The organism is Pseudomonas sp. 2(2015) (assembly GCF_000955865.1).
Lineage (GTDB): Bacteria > Pseudomonadota > Gammaproteobacteria > Pseudomonadales > Pseudomonadaceae > Aquipseudomonas.
On sequence record NZ_JYOF01000002.1, the window covers coordinates 217,406 to 234,549 of the forward strand.

Annotated in this window: 19 protein-coding genes; all 19 read left to right on the top strand. The window is 66.2% G+C overall.

Annotation, left to right across the window (positions count from 1 at the left end; translation table 11 throughout):
- Positions 1 to 4: 4 nt before the first annotated feature.
- From UB48_RS02555 to UB48_RS02645, 19 genes are read left to right on the top strand one after another with little or no spacing between them, the layout of a single operon-like run.
- Positions 5 to 259: an acyl carrier protein gene (locus UB48_RS02555; protein WP_045193926.1), complete on the top strand. Its 255-nt coding sequence runs from the start codon at positions 5 to 7 to the stop codon at positions 257 to 259.
- Positions 256 to 801, top strand: coding sequence for a membrane protein (locus UB48_RS02560; protein ID WP_045193927.1), 546 nt, complete (start codon positions 256 to 258; stop codon positions 799 to 801). Before UB48_RS02555 ends, UB48_RS02560 begins: the two co-directional genes overlap by 4 nt.
- Entirely contained in the window at positions 798 to 2,477 is a 1,680-nt protein-coding gene (locus UB48_RS02565; RefSeq protein WP_045193928.1) for an acyl-CoA synthetase family protein, read from the top strand. The genes UB48_RS02560 and UB48_RS02565 overlap by 4 nt, the downstream gene beginning before the upstream one ends.
- A complete protein-coding gene (locus UB48_RS02570) occupies positions 2,470 to 3,204 on the top strand; it encodes a glycosyltransferase family 2 protein (protein ID WP_045193929.1) in 735 nt (244 codons plus the stop codon). The genes UB48_RS02565 and UB48_RS02570 overlap by 8 nt, the downstream gene beginning before the upstream one ends.
- On the top strand, positions 3,201 to 4,139 hold the full coding sequence (locus tag UB48_RS02575) for a glycosyl transferase (protein ID WP_045193930.1): 939 nt from the start codon (positions 3,201 to 3,203) through the stop codon (positions 4,137 to 4,139). The genes UB48_RS02570 and UB48_RS02575 overlap by 4 nt, the downstream gene beginning before the upstream one ends.
- Positions 4,120 to 5,664: a histidine ammonia-lyase gene (hutH, locus tag UB48_RS02580; protein ID WP_045193931.1), complete on the top strand. Its 1,545-nt coding sequence runs from the start codon at positions 4,120 to 4,122 to the stop codon at positions 5,662 to 5,664. The genes UB48_RS02575 and hutH overlap by 20 nt, the downstream gene beginning before the upstream one ends.
- A complete protein-coding gene (locus UB48_RS02585; protein ID WP_045193932.1) occupies positions 5,657 to 6,082 on the top strand; it encodes a thioesterase family protein in 426 nt (141 codons plus the stop codon). The genes hutH and UB48_RS02585 overlap by 8 nt, the downstream gene beginning before the upstream one ends.
- The gene (locus UB48_RS02590) at positions 6,079 to 6,678 is read left to right on the top strand and encodes an outer membrane lipoprotein carrier protein LolA (RefSeq protein ID WP_045193933.1); all 600 of its coding nucleotides are present in this window, start codon (positions 6,079 to 6,081) and stop codon (positions 6,676 to 6,678) included. The genes UB48_RS02585 and UB48_RS02590 overlap by 4 nt, the downstream gene beginning before the upstream one ends.
- Complete coding sequence (locus tag UB48_RS02595) at positions 6,668 to 8,980, top strand: MMPL family transporter (RefSeq protein WP_045193934.1); 2,313 nt, start codon at positions 6,668 to 6,670, stop codon at positions 8,978 to 8,980. The genes UB48_RS02590 and UB48_RS02595 overlap by 11 nt, the downstream gene beginning before the upstream one ends.
- Positions 8,977 to 10,137: a hypothetical protein gene (locus tag UB48_RS02600; protein ID WP_045193935.1), complete on the top strand. Its 1,161-nt coding sequence runs from the start codon at positions 8,977 to 8,979 to the stop codon at positions 10,135 to 10,137. Before UB48_RS02595 ends, UB48_RS02600 begins: the two co-directional genes overlap by 4 nt.
- The gene (locus UB48_RS02605; RefSeq protein WP_045193936.1) at positions 10,124 to 11,371 is read left to right on the top strand and encodes an NAD(P)/FAD-dependent oxidoreductase; all 1,248 of its coding nucleotides are present in this window, start codon (positions 10,124 to 10,126) and stop codon (positions 11,369 to 11,371) included. Before UB48_RS02600 ends, UB48_RS02605 begins: the two co-directional genes overlap by 14 nt.
- Complete coding sequence (locus UB48_RS02610) at positions 11,368 to 12,111, top strand: class I SAM-dependent methyltransferase (protein WP_045193937.1); 744 nt, start codon at positions 11,368 to 11,370, stop codon at positions 12,109 to 12,111. The genes UB48_RS02605 and UB48_RS02610 overlap by 4 nt, the downstream gene beginning before the upstream one ends.
- Positions 12,108 to 12,602 carry a hypothetical protein gene (locus UB48_RS02615; protein ID WP_045193938.1) on the top strand — a complete coding sequence of 165 codons (495 nt, stop codon included), beginning with the start codon at positions 12,108 to 12,110 and terminating at the stop codon, positions 12,600 to 12,602. Before UB48_RS02610 ends, UB48_RS02615 begins: the two co-directional genes overlap by 4 nt.
- Positions 12,599 to 13,798: a beta-ketoacyl-[acyl-carrier-protein] synthase family protein gene (locus UB48_RS02620; protein WP_045193939.1), complete on the top strand. Its 1,200-nt coding sequence runs from the start codon at positions 12,599 to 12,601 to the stop codon at positions 13,796 to 13,798. The genes UB48_RS02615 and UB48_RS02620 overlap by 4 nt, the downstream gene beginning before the upstream one ends.
- Positions 13,795 to 14,265, top strand: a complete 471-nt coding sequence (locus UB48_RS02625; RefSeq protein WP_045193940.1) for a hotdog family protein — start codon at positions 13,795 to 13,797, stop codon at positions 14,263 to 14,265. Before UB48_RS02620 ends, UB48_RS02625 begins: the two co-directional genes overlap by 4 nt.
- The gene (fabG, locus tag UB48_RS02630) at positions 14,258 to 14,986 is read left to right on the top strand and encodes a 3-oxoacyl-ACP reductase FabG (protein ID WP_045193941.1); all 729 of its coding nucleotides are present in this window, start codon (positions 14,258 to 14,260) and stop codon (positions 14,984 to 14,986) included. Before UB48_RS02625 ends, fabG begins: the two co-directional genes overlap by 8 nt.
- On the top strand, positions 14,986 to 16,212 hold the full coding sequence (locus UB48_RS02635) for a beta-ketoacyl-ACP synthase (RefSeq protein WP_045193942.1): 1,227 nt from the start codon (positions 14,986 to 14,988) through the stop codon (positions 16,210 to 16,212). The genes fabG and UB48_RS02635 overlap by 1 nt, the downstream gene beginning before the upstream one ends.
- A 25-nt stretch (positions 16,213 to 16,237) precedes the next feature.
- Complete coding sequence (locus tag UB48_RS02640; RefSeq protein WP_045193943.1) at positions 16,238 to 16,681, top strand: hypothetical protein; 444 nt, start codon at positions 16,238 to 16,240, stop codon at positions 16,679 to 16,681.
- A gap of 15 nt (positions 16,682 to 16,696) precedes the next feature.
- On the top strand, positions 16,697 to 17,143 hold the full coding sequence (locus UB48_RS02645; RefSeq protein ID WP_045193944.1) for a hypothetical protein: 447 nt from the start codon (positions 16,697 to 16,699) through the stop codon (positions 17,141 to 17,143).
- Position 17,144: the final 1 nt, after the last annotated feature.

A 17,144-nucleotide genomic window follows, 5' to 3' on the forward strand; every position in this document is an offset into this window, starting at 1 on the left:
CACCATGCAAACCCGCGAAGACATCTTCAACACCCTGCGCGATGCCCTGGTCGAACTGTTCGAACTGGACCCGGCCAGCATCAGCCTGGAATCGAACCTGTACCAGGACCTGGAAATCGACAGCATCGACGCGGTCGACCTGATCGATCACATCAAGCGCCAGACCGGCAAAAAAATCGCCGCCGACGAGTTCAAGGCCGTACGTACGGTCAACGACGTGGTCGAGGCGGTCTACCGCCTGGTCAACAACGCGGCATGAAACGCCTGATCGGCCTCGGCCTGCTGCTGGCCGGTCTGCTGTACCCCTTTGCGGTGCATTTTGGCATGGCCCACTTTGCCCCCTGGCAGTTCGGCCTGTTGCTCGGCGGCCTGTGGCTGGCGCGCGCCTTGAGCGAACCGCAGCGCCCCGGCGGGCACTGGATGGCCGTGGCGGCGATTGCCTTCTGCGCGTTGCTGGCGCTGTTCAACAGCCCGCAGCTGCTGCGTTGGTACCCGGTGTTGATCAGCGCGTTCATGCTTGGCCTGTTCAGCCTGAGCCTGAAATTCGGCCCGCCGGTGGCCGAGCGCCTGGCGCGCCTGCGCGAGCCGCAACTGCCCGAGGTGGCGATCCACTACACACGCCAGGTGACCAAGGTCTGGAGCCTGTTCTTCCTGGCCAACGGCCTGGTCGCCGCCGCCCTGACCCTGTGGGCGCCGCTGAGCTGGTGGACCCTGTACAACGGCCTGATCGCCTACGGGCTGATGGGCCTGCTGTTTGCCATTGAATGGCTGATAAGACAACGCGTGCGAGGACGCTCATGAAATGGATTGCTCTTGAGCAACTGCTGCACCCGAGCGACGCGCCGCGCCCGGTAACCTTCGCCCCGGCGCTGGACCACGCGGGCCTGCGCCAGCAAGCCCTGCAACTGGCCGCTGGCCTTGAGCGCCGTGGTGTGAAGCGCATTGCCGTGCACCTGGAAGACGCCGCCGAGTTGGCCGTGGCCCTGCTCGGCGCCTGGCGCGCCGGCGTACAGGTGCTGCTGCCGGCCGACCTGCAAGTCCAGACCCGCCAGCGCTGGCAAGGCGAAGTCGAGCTGTGGCTGAGCGACCAGGCGCAAGACACTGCGCTGGATGCACTGCTGGAAACGCCCCTGGCCGCTGCCCAACTGGACCTGGACGCTTGCCTGCTGAGCCTGTGCACCTCCGGCTCCAGCGGCGAACCCAAGCGTATCGACAAGAGCCTGCGCCAGCTGGCCAACGAAGTGCAGGCCCTGGAACAGCTATGGGGCACAGAGCTGGGCGCTGCGTGCATCATCGGCAGCGTCGCCGCCCAGCACATCTACGGCCTGCTGTTTCGCGTGCTCTGGCCGCTGTGTGCCGGGCGCCCGTTCGTGCGTCGGCAGTTGCCCTTCCCCGAAGACCTGCAGCGCGCCAGCCGCGAGCACCCGGCCTTTGCCTGGGTGGCCAGCCCGGCGCTGCTCAAACGCATGGGCGACAACCTCGACTGGCCCGCGTTAAGCGCGGTACGCCGGGTGTTTTCCTCCGGCGGCGAGCTGCCGGCCAGCGCCGCCCAGGCCTTGCACCAGCGCCTGCAGCAATGGCCGAGCGAAATTCTCGGCAGCTCGGAAACCGGCGGCATTGCCTGGCGCCAGGGCGACAGCCTGTGGCAACCCTTTGCCGAGGTGCGCCTGAGCCAGAATGAACAGGGTGCGCTGCGTATCGAATCGACCTATTTGCCACCCGGCCATATCGAGCAAAGCGCCGATGCCGTCGAGTTCACCGCTGACGGGCGCTTTCGCCTGCTGGGGCGCCTGGACCGGATCGTCAAACTGGAAGAAAAACGCATCTCCCTACCAATGCTCGAACAGGCCCTGGTCGCCCACGATTGGGTCGAGGAAGCGCGCCTGGCGGTGATCCAGGAAAACCGCGCCAGCCTTGGCGCCCTGCTGGTGCTCAGCGCCGCAGGCCTGCATGCCCTGCGCAATCAGGGCCGACGCGCACTCACCGAAGGCCTGCGCCAGCACCTCAGCCAGCACTGCGAAGCCCTGGCCCTGCCCCGACGCTGGCGGCTGCTGCGGCAACTGCCGTTCAACGCCCAGGGCAAACTGCCCCAGGCCGAGCTCGAAGCCCTGCTGCTGGCACCACGGCCCAAAGGCCCGGAAGTGCTGAGCCAGGCCGAGGTCAACGGCGAACTGCAGTTGCAACTGGCGGTGTCGGCAGACCTTGCCTATTTCAACGGCCACTTCCCGCAGACGCCGGTACTGCCGGGGGTAGTCCAGGTCGACTGGGCGCTGGCGCTCGGGCAACAACTGCTCGACCGGCCACGCCAGTTCGCCGGCATGGAAGTGCTGAAGTTCCAGCAACTGGTGCGCCCTGGCGACCCGCTGCAACTGACCCTGCGCTTCGATGCCGAGCGCGGCAAGCTCTACTTTGCCTACAGCAATGCCGGGGCAGCCTGCTCCAGCGGCCGCATCGTGCTGGAGGCCATCGGTGAATAAACCCTGCGCGGTGATCCCGGTGTACAACCACGAACTGGCGGTGCCAGCGGTAGTTGCCGACCTGCTCGCAGCCGGCCTGCCTTGCGTACTGGTCGACGACGCCAGCAGCCCGGCCTGCGCCGCCGTGCTGCGCCAGCTGGCCGAACAGCAGCAGGTTTATCTGGTGACATTGCAGGTCAACCAGGGCAAGGGCGGCGCGGTCATGGCCGGCCTGCGCGAAGCGGCGCGCCTGGGCTTCAGCCATGCCCTGCAGGTGGATGCCGACGGCCAGCACGACCTGGCCGATGTCAGCCGTTTTCTGCAGCAGTCGCAGGCTTATCCACAGGCGCTGATTTGCGGTTATCCACAGTACGACGCCAGTGTGCCCAAGGGCCGCCTGTACGCGCGCTACCTGACTCACGTGTGGGTGTGGATCAACAGCCTGTCGCTGCAGATTCCCGATTCGATGTGCGGCTTTCGCGTCTACCCGCTGCCGCCAACCCTGGCGCTGATCGACGCGGTCAAGCTCGGCAAGCGCATGGACTTCGACCCGGAGATCCTCGTGCGCCTGGCCTGGCGCAACCAGCCGATGCGCTGGCTGCCGACCAAGGTGCATTACCCGGCCGATGGCCTTTCGCACTTTCGCCTGTTCCACGACAACGCCTTGATCTCGAAGATGCACACCAAGCTGTTCTTCGGCATGTTGCTGCGTGCCCCGGCGATCCTCTGGCGGCGGTGGCAGGCATGAGCAACGGCGAACAACACTGGGCCGACCACCAGGAGCGCGGCAGCTTCTGGCTGATGAAGCTGACCGCCTTCGGTATCAAACTGCTCGGCCGACGCCTGCTCAGCCCGGTGCTGTATGGCATCGTCCTGTACTTCTTCGTGTTTGGCCGCCGCGCCCGGCAGAGCATCTGGCAATACCAGCAGCGCCTGGCCGACTGGAGCGGGCAAGCCGGCCTGCGCCCCAGCCAGCGGCGGGTGTTCGGCCAGTTCATGGCCTTTGCCGAGGCCCTGCTGGACAAGCTCGACGTGTGGAACGGCAAGCTGCGCCTGGAGCAGATCGAAATCGTCGACCCGGCACAATTGCGCACTCAACTGCGCGCCGAGCGCGGGCAGATGCTGGTCGGCGCGCACCTGGGCAACCTTGAAGTCTGCCGCGCCCTGGCCGAGCTCGGCGAGCAAGTGACCATGAACGTGCTGGTGCACACCAAGCACGCCGAACGCTTCAATCGCCTGCTCGGTGAATCGGGGGCGAGCAACCTGCGCCTGATCCAGGTCAGCGAGCTGGACCCGGCGATCATGCTGCAACTGAGCCAGCGCCTGGACCGCGGTGAATGGCTGGCGATTGCCGGTGACCGCGTGCCACTGCATGGCGCGCGCACGGTCGAGACGGATTTTCTCGGCCACCGCGCCGCCTTCCCGCAAGGCCCGTGGTTACTGGCCGGGCTGCTCAAGTGCCGACTCAACCTGTTCTTCTGCCTCAAGCAGCAAGGCCGCTACCAGGTGATTCTCGAACCCTTCGCCGAGGCCATCGAATGGCGCCGCGGCCAGCGCGATCAGGTGATCGCCGACTGGGCCGGGCGCTATGCCGAGCGCCTGGGCCACTATTGCCTGCAAGCGCCGCAGCAATGGTTCAATTTCTACCCTTTCTGGAAGACCGATGACGATGCATCCGCATAAGCCCGTGACCTTCGGCGCGTTGCCGCTGGCAATCGAAGACGTCCTCGCCCTGGCCAATCGCCAGACCGAAACCCGCCTGCAGGACGACGCCGAGTACCGCGCGCGGATTGCCCGTGGCGCGCAGTTCCTCGACTCGCTGCTGGACAAGGAAGGGGTGATCTACGGCGTGACCACCGGCTACGGCGATTCGTGCGTGGTGGCGGTGCCACTGGAGCATGTCGAAGCGCTGCCCAAGCACCTGTACACCTTCCACGGCTGTGGCCTTGGCCAATTGCTAGAGCCATCGGCCACCCGCGCGGTGCTGGCCGCGCGCTTGCAGTCGCTGTGCCATGGCGTGTCCGGGGTGCGCGTCGAGCTGCTGGAGCGCCTGCAGGCGTTTCTTGCCCACGACATCCTGCCGCTGATTCCCCAGGAAGGCTCGGTGGGCGCCAGCGGCGACCTGACGCCGCTGTCCTACGTGGCCGCCACCCTGTCGGGCGAGCGCGAGGTCCTGTACCGGGGCGAGCGCCGCAGCGCCGCCGACGTCCATCGTGAACTGGGCTGGCAGCCGCTGGTGCTGCGGCCCAAGGAAGCCCTGGCGCTGATGAACGGCACCGCGGTGATGACCGGCCTGGCCTGCCTGGCCTTCGCCCGCGCCGATTACCTGCTCAAGCTGGCCACGCGCATCACCGCGCTGAACGTGGTCGCCCTGCAAGGCAACCCGGAGCACTTCGACGAGCGCCTGTTCGCCGCCAAGCCCCACCCGGGGCAAATGCAGGTAGCCGCCTGGTTGCGCCAGGATCTGGCCATCGACGCACCGACCGCGCCGCTGCACCGCCTGCAGGACCGCTACTCGCTGCGCTGCGCACCGCATGTGCTCGGTGTGCTGGCCGACAGCCTGGGCTGGCTGCGCGGTTTTATCGAGACCGAACTGAACAGTGCCAACGACAACCCGATCATCGACGCCGAAGCCGAACGCGTGCTGCACGGCGGGCATTTTTACGGCGGCCATATCGCCTTCGCCATGGACAGCCTGAAGAACCTGGTGGCCAATGTCGCCGACCTGCTCGACCGCCAGCTCGCGCTGCTGGTCGACAGCCGCTACAACCATGGCCTGCCGAGCAACCTGTCGGGCGCCAGCGCCGAGCGGGCGATGCTCAACCACGGCTTCAAGGCGGTGCAGATCGGCGCCAGCGCATGGACTGCCGAAGCGTTGAAGAACACCATGCCGGCCAGCGTATTCTCGCGCTCCACCGAGTGCCACAACCAGGACAAAGTGAGCATGGGCACCATCGCCGCCCGCGATGCCCTGCGCACGCTCGAACTGACCGAGCAGGTTGCCGCCGCGACCTTGCTGGCGGCCAACCAGGGTGTCTGGCTGCGCGGCCGCGAAGCCGACGCCCGCGACCTGCCGCCAGCACTGGCCCAGATGCACGCCGCGCTGCTCGAAGACTTCGCCCCGGTCATCGAAGACCGTGCCCTGGAAGGCGACCTGCGCCTGTGCCTGAGCCGAATTGCCGAACAACACTGGAGGCTGCATGCGTAGTCAGGGAGTGTTGCACGTCGATAGCGAAGTGCTGGTGCCGTTCTTCGATGTCGACAGCATGCTGGTGGTCTGGCACGGCCACTACGTCAAATACCTCGAGGTGGCGCGCTGCGCGCTGCTCGACAGGCTCGAACACAACTACCTGCAGATGCAGGCCTCCGGCTTCGCCTGGCCGGTGATCGACCTGCAGCTGCGCTATGTGCGTGGCGCCACCTTCGGCCAGCGCCTGAACGTGCGCGCCAGCCTGGTGGAGTGGGAGAACCGCCTGAAGATCAACTACCTGATCAGCGATGCCGTCACTGGCGCACGCATGACCCGCGCCAGCTCGGTGCAGGTCGCGGTCGAGATCGCCAGCGGCGAGATGCAACTGGCCTCGCCGCAGGTGATGATCGACGCTGTGAACAAGGTGCTGCCATGAAGACGCTGTTGCGTGGCCTGCTGTGCCTTGGCCTGCTGGCCAGCTGCACCCTGGCCCACGCCTTTGGCCTCGATGACCTGAGCAAGCAACTGGGCGAACCTGCGGTCATCAAGGGCCCGTTCATCCAGGAAAAGCACCTGCGCGCCCTGCCACAGCCACTGGTCAGCAAAGGCCAGTTCGTGCTCGCCCGTGACCATGGCCTGCTGTGGCTGCTGCAAACGCCGCTCAAGCAGGACTACCGCCTCAACGCCCAGGGTATCGCCCGCCGCGACCCGTCCGGCTGGCAGATGCTGCCGGGCAAGAGCGCCGGCGCCGAGCAGAACCGCCTGTTCTTCGCCGTGCTGCAAGGCGACAGCAGCGGCCTGCAGCGTGACTTCGAGCTGAGCCTGCAAGGCGATGCCCAGCACTGGCAACTGCGCCTGACCCCGCGCTCGCTGCTGCTCAAGCAGGTGTTCAGCCAGATCGATATCGAGGGCGGGCGCTACGTCGAACGCATCCAGTTGCAGGAAACCCAGGGCGACAGCACGGTGCTACGCATGCCATCGAGCAGCAGCGCCAGCCTGACCGACACGGAGCGCCGCGATTTTGCCGAGTGAGCGCCTGTTGCCACGGCTGTTTTTGCTGTTGCTGATCGCTGTGCTGGCCCTCGCCGGCTGGCAATGGCACCGCGCCGCGCCGTTGTCTGCCGACCTGATGACGCTGGTGCCCGGCGCCACCCAGGACCCGCTGGTGCAACGCGCCGAACAGCGCATGCAGGAGCCGCTGAACCGCGAGATGCTGGTGCTGGTCGGCCATCCCCAGCGTGACCAGGCCATCGCCCTGGCCCAGCGCCTGGCCGGGCAATGGCAGGCCAGCGGCCTGTTCGAGAAGGTCCAGTGGAGCCTGCAAACCGACCTGCAGGCACTGCGCGAGCAGTTGCTGCAAGGGCGCCTGGCGATGCTCTCGCGCGCCGACCGCAGCAGCCTGGTCGATAACCCGCAAGGCTTTATCGAGCAGCGCGTGCAGAGCCTCTACGATCCCTTTGCCGGCTTCAGCCTGGTGCCCAGCCAGGACGACTGGCTGGGCCTGACCGGGCGCATCCAGAACAGCCAGCCACGCCCTGCTGCGGTACAACTGGACACCGCCAGCGGCGCGCTGCTGGCCGAGGCCGACGGCCAGCACTGGGTGCTGCTGCGCGCGCGCACCCTGGGCAATGCGTTCGACCTGCAACTGCCGCTGCAGGTCGCCGACCTGCTCGCCGCCAGCCGGGTTGAAGCCGGGCAGCGCGGCGCCCGCCTGCTGGCCGCCAGCGGCTTGCTGTATGCCGCCAACGGCCAGCGCCAGGCCAGCCAGGAAATCACCTGGGTTGGCGGCGGCGCCACGGTCGGCATCCTCTTGCTGTTGCTGCTGGCGTTCCGGCGCCTGCGGGTGTTGCTGGCGTTCATGCCGGTGCTGGTCGGCATGCTGTTCGGTGCGGTGGCCTGCGTGGCGCTGTTCGGCCAGATGCACGTGATGACCCTGGTGCTCGGCTCAAGCCTGATCGGTGTCGCCGTCGACTACCCGCTGCACTACCTGTCCAAGAGCTGGAGCCTGCGCCCCTGGCGTGCCTGGCCGGCCTTGCGGCTGACCTTGCCGGGCCTGAGCCTGAGCCTGGCCACCAGTTGCATCGGCTACCTGGCCCTGGCCTTCACGCCGTTCCCGGCCCTGACCCAGATCGCCGTGTTTTCCGCCGCCGGCCTGGTCGGCGCCTACCTCAGCGCCGTGTGCCTGCTGCCGGCATTGCTCAAGGGTATCGAGCTGCAGCCGGCGCAATGGCCGCTGCGCATTGCCCAATGGTTGGTGGACCTGCGTCTGAAGCTACTGAACAAGGTGCCAAGCCCGGTGTTGCTCGGCCTGCTGATCCTGTTTTGCGCGGCGGGCCTGTGGCAGCTGGACAGCCGCAACGACATCCGCCAGTGGGTCGGCAGCCCGCCGCAACTGCTCGAAGAAGCCCAGGCCGTGGCACGCATTACCGGTTACCAGCCCACCAGCCAGTTCTACCTGGTTCGCGGCGCCGACCAGACGCAGTTGCTGGGTCGCCTGCAAGCGCTGAGCACGCGGCTCGATGAACTGGTCGAAACCGACAAGCTCAAGGGCTACATGGCCCTCAGCCAACTGGTCGCCAGCCCTGCCGAGCAGCAACAGGTACGCGATGCACTGGGCAGCCTGCCACTGCAGCCGCTGCTGGCCCTGGGCGTACCGCAAAGCGCGTTACAGGCGGAACTGGCAAAAGTGCAGGCCTTGCCTACCCTCGACATCGATCACGCCCTCAGCGGCCCGCTGGGCGAGCCCTGGCGCACCCTGTGGCTGGGCGCCGATGGCCAGGGCGTGGCCGCCATCGTCAGCCTCCAGGGCTTGAACGATCCGGCATTGCTGCGCCTGCAAGCCGACGACCTCGACGGCGTGCAACTGGTCGACCGCCTCGGCGACCTCAACCGGGTGTTTGCCGCCACCCAGGTCAGCGCCGCCGAGCTCAAGCTGTTGTCGTGCGCGCTGATCGTGGTGTTGCTGATCCTGCCGTTCGGCCTCGGCGGTGCCCTGCGCATCGTCGCCCTGCCGCTACTCGCCGCGTTGTGCAGCCTGGCCTGCCTGGGCTGGCTGGGCCAGCCGCTGACCCTGTTCAGCCTGTTCGGCCTGCTGCTGGTGACCGCCATCAGCGTCGACTACGCGATCCTCATGCATGAGCAAATCGGCGGCGCCGCCGTCAGCCTGCTCGGCACCCTGCTGGCGGCGACCACCACCTGGCTGTCGTTCGGCCTGCTGGCGGTGTCGAGCACCCCGGCGGTGAGCAACTTTGGCCTGGCGGTGAGCCTCGGCTTGGCCTTCAGTTTCGTCCTGGCGCCCTGGGCTGCCACCGGCCACAAGGAACAGGCGGCATGAGTATCGTGTTGTTCTGGGTCCTGGCCCTGGCACTGTTCTGGATCGCCAGTGAGCTGGGCCGGCGCCTGGGGCTGATCCCGATTGTCAGCCAGTTGTTGCTGGCGACCCTCGGCCTGCCGCTGCTGATGCTGTTCTGGGTCGAGCCGCACTGGCAGCTCAGTGGCGCTGCGCTGGTGGCGCCGTCCTGGCTGAAAACCCTGTATGGCCTGAGTTTCGCCTTGCTGCTGGGGCATATTCTGGCTGACGTGGTGGAACTGAAGTTCGACCGCCAGAGCCTGAAGATCGCCCTGCCAAGTTTCTTCGTGCCCTTTGCCTGTGGCCTGGCCTGCGGCGCCTTGCTGCTGCCGACGCAGCCCTGGCTGACCACCCTGGCGCTCGGGCTGGTGTTCGCCATCACCGCCATTCCGGTGCTCTACCTGTACCTGCGCAACATCGACTATCCGCCCGCAGCGACCCGGCGCCTGATGCAGTCGGCGATCCTCATCGACCTGACCTGCTGGCTGCTGTTTGGCCTGGGCAAGGGTAGCCTCGACCCCGTGAGCCTGCTGCTGCCCGTGCTGGGCGCCTGCCTGCCGCTGCCACTGTACGCCCTTGGCCTGCGCCGGCCGTGGGTCTACAGCCTGGGCTTTTTCGCCCTGCTGTTCGTTGCCGAGCACTACCGCCTCAATGCGTTGATTTTCGGTATCGGCTACCTGTGCTGCCTGGCCTGGCTCAAGCTGCCACTGCACATGCCGCTGTCGGCGCTGTGGATAAAACGCCTGCAGAACGGCATTGCGATCCCGCTGATCATGACCTTCGGCATCATCCAGATCGATATCCACAACGTGCTGCAGGGCTTCGATGCCATCCAGTTGAGTGCCTTGCTGCTGTTACCGATCGTCAGCAAGCTGCTCGGCAACTGGCTGGGCCTGTGCTGGGCGACGCCGTCGTTCGCCGGCGCGAGCAAATGGCGGGAAAGCCTGCTGCTCAATATTCGCGGCTTGAGCGAGATCGTCTTTCTCAACCTGCTGCTGCAACAACAGCTGATCAGCCCGGCGCTGTACTTCGCGCTGATGCTGATGAGCCTGGTCGCCACGCTGATGCCCGCGCTGGCCGGCCTGCACCGGATTCCATTGAAGACTGCCCAACCGGCAAGGAGGCCTTATGCCGAACACTGAACTGCAACAACGGCAGGTATTGATCATCGGCGCCGGTCCGTCCGGCGCCATCGCCGGGGCCTTGCTCAAGCGCAATGGCCACGACGTACTGATCATCGAGCGCCAGCGCTTCCCGCGCTTTTCCATCGGCGAGAGCCTGCTGTCGCACTGCATCGACTTCGTCGAGGAAGCCGGCATGCTCCCGGCCCTCGAAGCGGCGGGCTTCCAGCGCAAGAACGGCGCGGCCTTCGCCTGGGGCGAGGAATACAGCGCGTTTGATTTTGGCGACACCTTCAGCAACGGCAAGCCAAGCACCTTCCAGGTCCAGCGCGCCCAGTTCGACCAGTTGCTGGCCGACCAGGCCGCTGCCCAGGGCGTGGAAATCCGCTACGAAGAAGAGATCATCGCCGCCGACTTCGAGCGCGCCCGCCCGCAGCTGCGCGTGCGCCGCCTGGATGGCAGCGAGTACCGCGTCGAAGCTGAGTTTGTCCTCGATGCCAGCGGTTATGGCCGCGTCCTGCCGCGCCTGCTGGACCTCGAAGCGCCGTCGAGCTTTCCGGTGCGCCAGGCGGTGTTCACCCACATCGAAGACCGCATCGACCACCCGGCGTTCGACCGCGAAAAAATCCTCATCACCACCCATCCGCAGCACCGCGATATCTGGTTCTGGACCATTCCCTTCAGCAACGGCCGCTGCTCCCTGGGCGTGGTCGCCGCCGCCGAGCACTTTGCCGCCGCGCCGGCTGACCTGGATGCCTGCCTGAAAGACTTCGTCGCCCAGACCCCAAGCCTGGCCAAGGTGCTGGCCAACGCCGTGTGGGACACCCCGGCGCGAACCATCGGCGGCTACTCGGCCAACGTCAAGACCCTGCACGGCCCGGGCTTTGCCCTGCTCGGCAACGCCGCCGAATTCCTCGACCCGGTGTTTTCCTCCGGGGTGACCATCGCCATGCGCTCGGCGAGCATGGCCGCCGGCGTGCTGCACCGCCAGCTGCAAGGTGAAAACGTCGACTGGCAGAGCGAGTTCGCCGAGCCGCTCAAGCGCGGCGTCGATACCTTCCGCGCCTATGTCGAAGGCTGGTACAACGGCAGCTTCCAGGACGTCATCTACCACCCGGCCAGCTCGCCGGAAATCCGCGCGATGATCAGCTCGATCCTCGCCGGTTATGCCTGGGACCCGCGCAACCCGTTCGTGGCCGAGCCCAAGCGGCGCCTGCGCATGCTCGCCGAAGTCTGTGCAAGGACGGCAGCATGAGCCAACAACCCTTCCTCAGCGACAGCTACGTCGAGGAAACCCGCTTCGGCTTCTGGTTCCTGCGTAGCCATACCTGGCAGCATCACGTGCTGCGGGTGGCGATCAACGACCTGCGCCGGCTGTTCGACGCGCCGCTGCCGCAAGCACCGGTGCTGCTCGATGCCGGCTGCGGCCAGGGCAAGTCGTTCCAGTACCTGCAGCAGGTGTTCAGCCCCGGCCAGTTGCTGGGCACCGACGCCGACCCGCACAGCCTCGAACTGAGCCAGGCCGAGGCCCGGCGCCTGGGGCTGAATGTCGAGCTGCGCGGCAGTGACTGCGCGGCCTTGCAGTTTGCCGACAACAGCGTCGACATGCTCTTTTGCCACCAGACCTTCCACCACCTGGTCGAGCAGGAAAAGGCCCTGGCCGAGTTCTACCGGGTGCTCAAGCCCGGCGGCTACCTGCTGTTCGCCGAGTCCACCGAAGCCTATATCGACACCTGGGTGATCCGCTGGCTGTTCCGTCACCCCATGCATGTACAGAAAAGCGCCGAACAGTACCTGCAGATGCTGCGCGACCAGGGCTTCGAATTCGGCGCGCAGAATGTCTCTTACCCGTACCTGTGGTGGAGCCGTTCCAGCGACTTCGGCCTGCTCGAACGCTTCGGCCTGCGCAAGCCGCCGCCCGTCGGCCAGCGCGAAGAAACCCTGGTCAACGTGGTGGCGCGCAAACCATTGAACCCCACCGAGCCGAGTGCATGAAACGCCTGTTGCTGATCCTCGCCTTTGCCCTGCTGAGCGCCTGCGCCAGCCGGGTGCCGCTGCCCACGCAAATGCCGGCGCTGACGCTACCGATGCAGCTGCATATTCAGCGCCAACAGGCGGGGCAAAGCCAGGACTGGCTGCTGGTGATCCAGCGCGAAGACGCCAGCCTGCGCTGGTCGTTGCTGGACTTGCTGGGCATTCCGCAGGCACGGCAGTTGCTCAACGACGGCCAGTGGCACGCCGATGGCCTGCTGCCACCCAACCCGGGTGCCCGTGAACTGTTCGCCGCCCTGCTGTTCGCCATGACCCCGGCCGAGCAGGTGCAAACGCTCTACCCCGGCGCCCGCCAGCAAGGCCAGCAAGGCCAGCAACGCTGGCTGGGTGAGCGCTGGCATGTCGACTACCGACAAGCCGACGACTTCACCTTGAACCTGGGCCAGGGCCTGCGTTATCTAGTCAGCCCACTGCCCAGCGAGAACACGCCATGACCGCTTACCTCAATGCCCTGGGCCTGGTCTGCGCCCTGGGGCGCGGCCAGGCCGAAGTTGCCCGCAAACTGTTTGCCGGCGACTGCTCGGGCATGCGCGTGGAGGAGGGCTGGGTAGCGCAGCGCAGCCTGCCGGTAGCAGCCGTGCACGGCGAACTGCCCGAGCTGCCTGCCGGCATGCAGGCCCACCACAGCCGCAACAACCAGTTGCTGCTGGAGGCCTGCCTGCAGATCAGCTCAGCGATCGAAGCGGCCATCGCCCGCTTTGGCCGCCCGCGCATCGGTATCGTCCTGGGCACCAGCACCTCGGGCATCAAGGAGGCCAGCGAGGGCATCGCCCACTACCTGCGCGAGCAACAGTTTGCGCCCAGCTACGACTATGCCCAGCAGGAGCTCAGCGCCCCGGCCAATTTCCTTGCCGACTGGCTGCAACTGAGCGGCCCGGCCTATGTGATTTCCACCGCCTGCACTTCCAGCGCCCGGGCCTTGATGAGCGCCCGGCGCCTGCTCGACCTGGGACTGTGCGATGCGGTGATCTGCGGCGGTGTCGACAGCCTGTGCAAGCTCACCCTCAACGGCTTCAGCGCCCTCGAGGCGGTGAGCGCCGAGCGCTGCAACCCGTTCTCGGTCAACCGCAATGGCATCAACATCGGCGAAGCTGCGGTGGTGTTTCTGATGACCCGTGAAGCCCATGCTGAAGGCAACAACATTGCCCTGCTCGGTGCCGGTGCCAGCTCCGATGCGCACCATATCTCGGCGCCAGAGCCCGGCGGCAAGGGCGCCTTGCAGGCCATGCGCAAGGCGCTGGACAATGCCTGCCTGCAATCACAAGACATCGACTACCTGAACCTGCACGGCACCGCCACCCGGCACAACGACGCCATGGAAAGCCTGGCCGTGCATGAACTGTTTGGCAGCCAGCTGGCCTGCTCGTCGAGCAAGCCGATGACCGGCCACACCCTGGGCGCCGCCGGTGCACTGGAAGCGGCGTTCTGCTGGCTGAGCCTGGCCGCCGGCAATACTGAAGGGCGCCTGCCGCCGCATGTCTGGGATGGCGTCGATGACCCGCAGTTGCCAGCCCTGAACCTGGCCGATGCCAGCCAGCGCCTGCCGGCCAGCGGCCCGCGACGCCTGATGAGCAATTCGTTCGCCTTCGGTGGCAACAATGTCAGCCTGATTCTCGGAGACACCCCATGATCACCTGGCCACTGGCCGAACTGCTGCCGCACGCCGGCGACATGATCCTTATCGATCAGGTCGAGTCGTTCGATGAAGAGCAGATCCATACCCACCTGACCGTACGCCCCGGCGGCCTGTTCAACCGCGCCGACGGCAGCCTGCCGGCCTGGGTCGGCATCGAGCTGATGGCCCAGAGCGTGGCCGCCTATGCCGGTTGCCGCGCGCGCCAGCAAGGCCGGCCGGTGGAGCTGGGCTTTTTGCTCGGCACGCGTAAATTCGAATGCAATGTCGAACATTTCCCTGCCGGTGCCCACTTGCGCATCCATGCCCTGCGCTCGCTCGAAGACGACAACGGCATGGGCGTGTTCGAGTGTCACCTGCGCGGCCCGGGCATCCATGCCATGGCCCGTTTGAACGTTTTTCGCCCGCCGCAGGTGGCCAGCTACCTGGCCGAAGCGGGCCCTGAGGAGTCCCCCCATGACTGACACCATCCTGGTCACCGGTTCCAGCCGTGGCATTGGCCGGGCCATTGCCCTGCGCCTGGCGCACGCCGGTTTCGACCTGGTCCTGCATTGCCGAAACGGGCGCAGTGAAGCCGACGCCGTTGCCGCAGAAGTCCGGGGCCTGGGCCAGCAAGCCCGCGTGCTGCAGTTCGACGTCGCCGACCGCGCCGCCTGCGCGGCCATCCTCACTGATGACGTAGAAACCCACGGCGCCTACTACGGTGTGGTCTGCAACGCCGGCCTGACCCGCGACGGCGCCTTCCCGGCGCTGACCGAGGACGACTGGGACCAGGTGCTGCGCACCAACCTCGACGGTTTCTACAACGTCCTGCACCCGCTGATGATGCCGATGATCCGCCGGCGCAAAGCCGGGCGCATCGTCTGCATCACCTCGGTGTCGGGCATGATCGGCAACCGTGGCCAGGTCAACTACAGCGCCTCCAAGGCCGGCGTCATCGGCGCCGCCAAGGCCCTGGCAATCGAGCTGGGCAAGCGCAAGATCACCGTCAACTGCGTTGCCCCGGGGTTGATCGATACCGCCATGCTCGATGAGCACGTACCGGTTGAAGAGCTGCTGAAGATGATCCCGGCACAACGCATGGGCACCCCGGAAGAAGTCGCCGGCGCGGTGAACTTCCTGATGTCGGCCGAAGCCGCCTACATCACCCGTCAGGTGCTGGCGGTCAACGGAGGCCTGTGCTGATGAAACGTGTGGTCGTCACCGGCATGGCCGGTATCACCTCGCTGGGCAGCGACTGGCAGACCATTGCCGGCAACTTCGCCAGCAACCGCAGCGGCATTCGCCGCATGGATGAATGGGACCGTTTCGAGGAGCTCAATACGCGCCTGGCCGGCCCCATCGACGATTTCAAGGTGCCGAGCGGCTGGACCCGCAAGCAGCTGCGCAGCATGGGTCGGGTCTCGCGCCTGGCCGTGGCGGCAGCGCAGAACGCCCTGGGCGACGCCGGCCTGCTCGACGACCCGTCGATCCGCGACGGGCGCATGGGCGTGGCCTGCGGCTCGTCCACCGGCAGTACCGACGAGATCAAGGCGTTCGGCAACATGCTGCTCAACTCGGTGGCCGAAGGCCTCAACGCCAACTCCTACGTGCGCATGATGCCGCACACCACCGCAGCCAATATCAGTATCTTCTTCGGCCTCACCGGGCGCCTGATCCCGACCTCCAGCGCCTGCACCAGCGGTAGCCAGGGCATCGGCTATGCCTACGAAGCGATCAAGTTCGGCCGCCTGCCGCTGATGCTCGCCGGCGGCGCCGAAGAGCTGTGCCCGACCGAGGCTATGGTCTTCGACGCGCTGTACGCCACCAGCCTCAAGAACGACACCCCTCACAAGAGCCCGAGCCCCTACGACAGCGGTCGCGATGGCCTGGTGATCGGCGAAGGCGGCGGCATGCTGGTGCTCGAAGAGCTCGAGCACGCCCTGGCCCGGGGCGCGCACATTTATGCCGAGATCGTCGGCTTTGGCAGCAACGCCGACGGCCAGCACACCACCCGCCCGGAGCAGGCGACCATGCGCCGGGCCATGGAGCTGGCGCTGGAAGACGCAAACCTCACGCCGGCTGCCATCGGCTACGTCAACGGCCACGGCACCGCCACCGAGCAGGGCGACATCGCCGAAACCCTGGCCACCAGCAGCCTGTTCGGCCCGCGCATGCCGATCAGCTCGCAAAAAAGCTTCCTCGGCCACACCCTCGGTGCTTGCGGCGCGCTGGAGTCCTGGTTCAGCATCGAGATGATGAACAGCGACCGCTATGTGCACACCCTCAACCTTGAGCACATCGACCCGCGCTGCGGCGAGCTGGACTACCTGTGCGGCGAGTTTCGCAGCATGAGTCACGACTACGTGATGAACAACAACTTCGCCTTTGGCGGGGTCAACACCTCGCTGATTTTCCGCCGCTGGACCTGACCTCAAACCTGCTGGAGAGAAAGGAATGTCTTCATTGATTCGCGCCGCTGTCCTCGGCCTGGCCCTGGCGGGCCTGGCTGGCTGTACCTCAAAGCCGGTACTGACCCCGCAAGAGCAACTTGTGGTCGGCCACAACTACAGCCACGAGCAAGTGCAGCAGGCCATCCTCAAGGCCGTCGCCGAGCGCGGCTGGACCGCACGCACGGTCAGCCCGAACCTGATCCAGGCCGACATCCTGGTGCGCAATACCTTCTATGCCGCCATCGACATCCGCTACAGCGTCAGCAACTTTCGCATCAACTACCGCGACAGCCGCGAGCTAGGTTACAAGAACGGCAAGATTCACCGTAATTACAACCGCTGGGTGAACAACCTCGACAAAAGCATCCTGCAAGAGCTGAACAGGATGGAAGCGCAAAACATGGTGCAACGCGCCATCAACGAACAGCACTCGAACACTGTCAAATAATCAAGGAACGACACAATGCGTCTGAAAACCTGGACCGCCACCGCCACTTTGCTGCTCTGCGCCCTGCCCGGCCTGAGCCAGGCTCGCGACACCACTCACTACCTGCCGTTCGAGAAAGTCGTGGCGCAGATGACCGCCGAGAACAAGCTCGACGGTTCGGTGAAGTTCTACCTGGCCGGCGTGCAGCCAAAAGGCAAGGTCACCGTGGTCAGCCCGGCGGCGATCACCAACAAGAAGACCAACGCTTTCAACAAGTCTGATGAAGCAGCCTGCGAATGGGCCCTGCAATCGGCGCTGCTGACCATGCAGGACGCCGCGCGCAAGGTCGGCGCCAACGCCGTGACCAACATCAGCAGCTACTACAAGCGCAACGAGCGCAAGGACGCCACCACCTACGAATGCCACGCCGGCGCAGTCATGGCGGGCGTTGCACTGAAGGGCGACCTGGCCAAGGTCCAGTAAC